The sequence below is a fragment of the Myxococcus sp. AB025B genome (assembly GCF_006518215.1).
GTDB lineage: Bacteria > Myxococcota > Myxococcia > Myxococcales > Myxococcaceae > Myxococcus > Myxococcus fulvus.
In genome coordinates this window covers 1-4160 of sequence record NZ_SRLW01000499.1, presented here as the reverse complement: position 1 = coordinate 4160, position 4160 = coordinate 1, and the positions used below count along the sequence as shown (strand labels likewise).

General features: G+C 63.2%; 2 protein-coding genes and 1 other RNA gene. 1 reads left to right on the top strand and 2 read right to left on the bottom strand.

Annotated elements, in window-relative coordinates; genetic code table 11:
- Positions 1–55 precede the first annotated feature (55 nt).
- Positions 56–1417: a pitrilysin family protein gene (locus tag FL311_RS41605; protein WP_141333153.1), complete on the bottom strand. Its 1362-nt coding sequence runs from the start codon at positions 1415–1417 to the stop codon at positions 56–58.
- A gap of 229 nt (positions 1418–1646) precedes the next feature.
- Here FL311_RS41605 and ssrA point away from each other — a divergent pair.
- Positions 1647–2012: a transfer-messenger RNA gene (gene ssrA / locus FL311_RS41600) on the top strand.
- 364 nt (positions 2013–2376) lie between these two features.
- Here ssrA and FL311_RS41595 read toward each other — a convergent pair.
- Positions 2377–4160: UvrD-helicase domain-containing protein (locus tag FL311_RS41595; protein ID WP_141333152.1), on the bottom strand; the 1784-nt coding region annotated here is incomplete at its 5' end.

Below are 4160 nucleotides of genomic sequence, written 5' to 3'. Positions count from 1 at the left end.
GCGCAGCCGACGAGGGACGCGAGGGCGACGAGGGACAACAGGCGAGGAGTCTTCATTACTTCGTCCCTCCGGCGTCGGAGACCTTGGGGGTGAGGCTGAGCAGGGTGAGGTTGGTGGCCTTGAGGTGGCGCTTGGCGAACTCGGAGAGCTGCGCGGGCGTCACCTTGGCCAGGTTGGCGAGCTGGCGCTGGAGGCCATCAGGCGTGCCGAGGATGCCGGCGTACCAGCCCAGCTGGATGCCCACGTCGCGCGGCGTCTGGAGGGCCATGAGCGCGCCGTAGCGGGCGTTGTCCTGGATGGCCTTGACGCGCGCGGCGTCGACCTTGCCCGCGGCGAGCCGGCTGACCTCCTGGAGCAGGGCGAGGCGCACGCGGTCGTAGTCCTTCTCGTTCTTGAGCGTGGCGGTGAGCGAGAACAGGTGCGGGTCGCGGTGCTCCACGTAGTCGCTGCCGATGGCCTCGACGAGCTGTTTGTCGAGGACGAGCTGCTTGTAGGCGGGGCTGGTGGGGCCGACGAGGTAGGCGACGAGCACCGTCTGGAGCGCGGCGTCGGAGGTGTTGGCGGAGGCCGCGGGCGTGTGCCACGCGAGGACCAGGCGCGGCTGGGTGGGCTGGGGCCAGTCGACGTGGGCGGTGCGCGGCTGCGTCTGCGGCGGCTCCTTGGGGACCTGGATGGAGGCCGTCTTGCGGTCCCACGGGCCGTAGTGCTCGCGCACGAGCTTCATGACCTGGTCATCGTCGAAGTCTCCGACGATGAAGAGCATCGTGTTGTCGGGGGTGTACCAGCGCTCGAAGAAGTCGCGGCTGTACTGGTAGGCCTCCGGCATGGCCTTGATGTCGTCGTAGAAGCCGAGCGTGGTGTGGCGGTACGTGTGCTTGGTGAAGGCGGCGGCGTTGAGGGCCTCCTCCATCTTGAGGTACGGGGCGGCGGCGTTCTTGTGGTACTCGCCGAGCACGGCGAGGGCCTCGGTGCGGAAGGACGGCTCGGAGTACTCGAGGTTTCGGAAGCGGTCCGCCTCGATGTCGATGAGGAAGGGCAGGCCGGCGCTGGGGCCGTACGAGTAGTAGAGGGTGATGTCGTCGGTGGTGAAGGCGTTGTCGTCGAAGCCGAAGGTGCCGAGGATGCGCTCGCGCTCGCCTTCGGGGTGACGCTTCGTCCCCTTGAACATCATGTGCTCGAAGAAGTGGGCGAAGCCCGTCTTGCCGGCCTCCACCTCGTTGCGCGAGCCGACGCGGACGACGGTGACGTACGAGACGATTCCCTGGGACGGGTAGGGCACGCGCACGACGGTGAGGCCGTTGGCGAGCTTCTCGGTCTTGAGGGTGTAGGGGAACGCCTGGGAGGCGGCCTGGGGCTGGGCGAGCGCGGGGAGGGCGGTGCCCAGGAGCAGGAGGAGGAGGGGTAGGAGTCGTCTCATGCGGTGTCCTCGAGGGCTCGGGCGGCGCGGGTAGGGCGCAGGCCGAGCGAGGGGGCGACCCTACGCGGGTGCGGCGGGAGGGGAAGCGACTTCGAGGGTGAGTGTCCGTCCGCGTGCGGGAACGTGGGCTGGTGGACGCTCAGGAGGATTGACGAGGGCGCTTCAGCGGTTAATGTGGAGAAGACGCGGTCGACGAGGTGACCGCCAGTGGAGCAAGCAGTCAACTACCGGGGGCGACCTGGTTTCGACGGGGGCAAGGAAGTTCGAGACGCGTGCCGAGCTTGTCAGGTAGCTCGTAAATCCAACCCGGCAAAGACACAAAAGCCAACGACAACGTTGAGCTCGCGCTGGCTGCCTAAAAACAGCTCTTAGTGCGCGGTCCCCCAGCTCTCGGCCCGTGGGGTTGGGATCGACCGTCATAATGCGGGCTGGCTGCCGAGGGTGCCTGGACCCGAGGTGGCGAGACCTATCCAGGACCGGCTCCAGGAATCCCGTCCGTGGGAGTCTTGGGGACGTAGCAAATCGCGGACTACGCACGTAGGGTCGAAGAGCGGAAGGCTTTCGGACGCGGGTTCGATTCCCGCCGCCTCCACTGAGTGAGAAGCCCAGCAGCCGAGCGGTTGCTGGGCTTTTTGTTTTTCGAGCCCATGGCCGTTGCTCCATATTGCCCTTTGTCATCAAGGGCGTGTTGAGGGGATGGACGGCGTCCCGCGTCGCCTCCGCGCTCAGATGGGCGTACCTCATCGGCATGTTGGACACCATTGTCCCTGCTCAAATAACTCCAGACACGGCCTCTTCCCGATGCCGCCAAGGAGCCTTCCCCCAGTCTCTCCGACCCAACGACACAAAGTTCGAGACTTGTCCCAATTCCAGGAACTCCACCATGGAGCACGAATGGCCGTGGTTCCGCGCCAGAAGTGAAGAACGTCCACCGGCCAAGAATAAGCCCGATGAGTTGCTCATATTGCGATCTCCGGCACGCCGGCATCGGTGAGGAGTTGGAACAGTTCAGCCACGCGGTGTCGTTGGCCCCGCTCTCGACAAAAGGCGAAGATCGCGCGCTGCTTGGCGCGCGAGAGTGCCACGAAAAAGGTCGCAAGTCCTTCGCGGTTGCCTGGCGTGTGCGCCCACCATGCCTGATCGTCGAGGCCTATGAAGACAATGGTGTCGTATTCGAGCCCCTTACTTTTGTGGACGGTCATCAAAGGAATCTGTTCGAGACCTTCGAATGCATCTAGGCAGAGTGTCCAAGAGGTGGCGCCAATTGCTGACGCGGCGAGATGCATCTGAAAGGCCTCGACCATGATCGCCAGTAAATCGCCTGATGCATATTCGAGGTACGTTCGAGCAAGTGCAGACGGATCAAGAAATGCCAGGACACGCGCAGCGAATGTCGCCGCGCTGGCCGCTGTCGGTGGCGTGTTGGCCATGTCGGCGCGTAGCGCCGTCAGAAAAGTAGTGAGCGCTGCCTCGGTGGTTGCTTCCGTAAGCTCGTCTCCAGATTCGCCCGCTCGTATAGCTAATAACGTAGCGGAGCACAGTCGCCACGCGTCCGGAGCTCGGCGCGTCGCACCGAGTCGGAGTAGGGCGATTGCGACTCTGGCAAACTCATCAGAGAGGAGATCTTGTAATGTCGTGCGCCCGAGCGCGTGGCTCTCATTTCTCAGCCGTAAGCCTTCTTGGGCCAGCGGAATAGTAAGCTCTGCCTCGACGGTATCCGATTTTTGCTTGACCAAGATGGCATAGTCACGGGGTGTGCGACCCCGGGCGGCCATGTCATTCGCCAGCCAGCTAACGAGGTGCTTAGCTTCGCGCTCTATTGTCGGACTATTCCAAACCTGGGCGACATCGCCGTCGACCTGTCGCGCGGCTTGGGCTTCCGTGGGTGCAGCTTGCGGATCAATCGCCTTTGCCACGACGTGCTGGATCCGAACGAGATCCGGCGAGGAGCGGAAATTGAAGAGCAGGGGAATGCAAGCAGCAGAGAAGTCTGTGGCGAACCGCTCAAAGGAGTCAGTTCGCGCGCCGGCCCAGGTCATTATACGCTGCTTGTCGTCACCGACCGCCGTCACAACAGTCTTGCCGCCACTAAACGCCGAAAGTAGGAAGTCGTACTGCGCGTAAGTTGTATCCTGAAACTCGTCTACAAAGACGAACGGATAGGTCAGTTGGATCGCGCGCCGGATGTGAGGGCTCGCGCGCAAGAGCAATTCGGCCAATCGATTGACGCTCACGAAAGTCAGGGCGGACTGCGGCTGTGCTGCTAGCTGGGCCGCCCACCAGCGCTGAATAGTGAATGTCGCGCCTGACTGTGGTGCTGTCCGCGCGAGGGGAAGACGATAAACGCCCACATGGTGGGATTCGAACGTTCCGAAGGTAAAGCCGCCAATCTCTGCATGCCATTGGGCGGGAGCGCTGAGGCGGGAATGATCGAGAAACCCCTCGATCTGCCGACGAGTATGATACGCGATTTCATATGGTCGGCTTGGGCGCCAGTCGGCTGGTATTGCCGCCAAGAACCGGTCGACAAGCCCCTTGGTGAAGGCGTCGAAGGTCAGCGAAGTGAATCGGTTTGCCAATTCGGGTGGGCAGCGCTTGCGAACGCGCGCAGCGAGATTGATCGCCGCGTCGCCCTTGAAGGAGATCGCCAAGACACGATAAGGCGCCGGACATAGCCCGGTCAAGTCCCGAATCTTGTGTAGTTGGTTCGGAGGGGGTTCGGGGGAGGGAGGCTCCTTGGCGG

Coding starts and splice junctions, on each gene's coding strand:
- FL311_RS41605 (WP_141333153.1), bottom strand. CDS start 1,417: ATGAGACGACTCCTACCCCTCCTCCTCCTGCTCCTGGGCACCGCCCTC.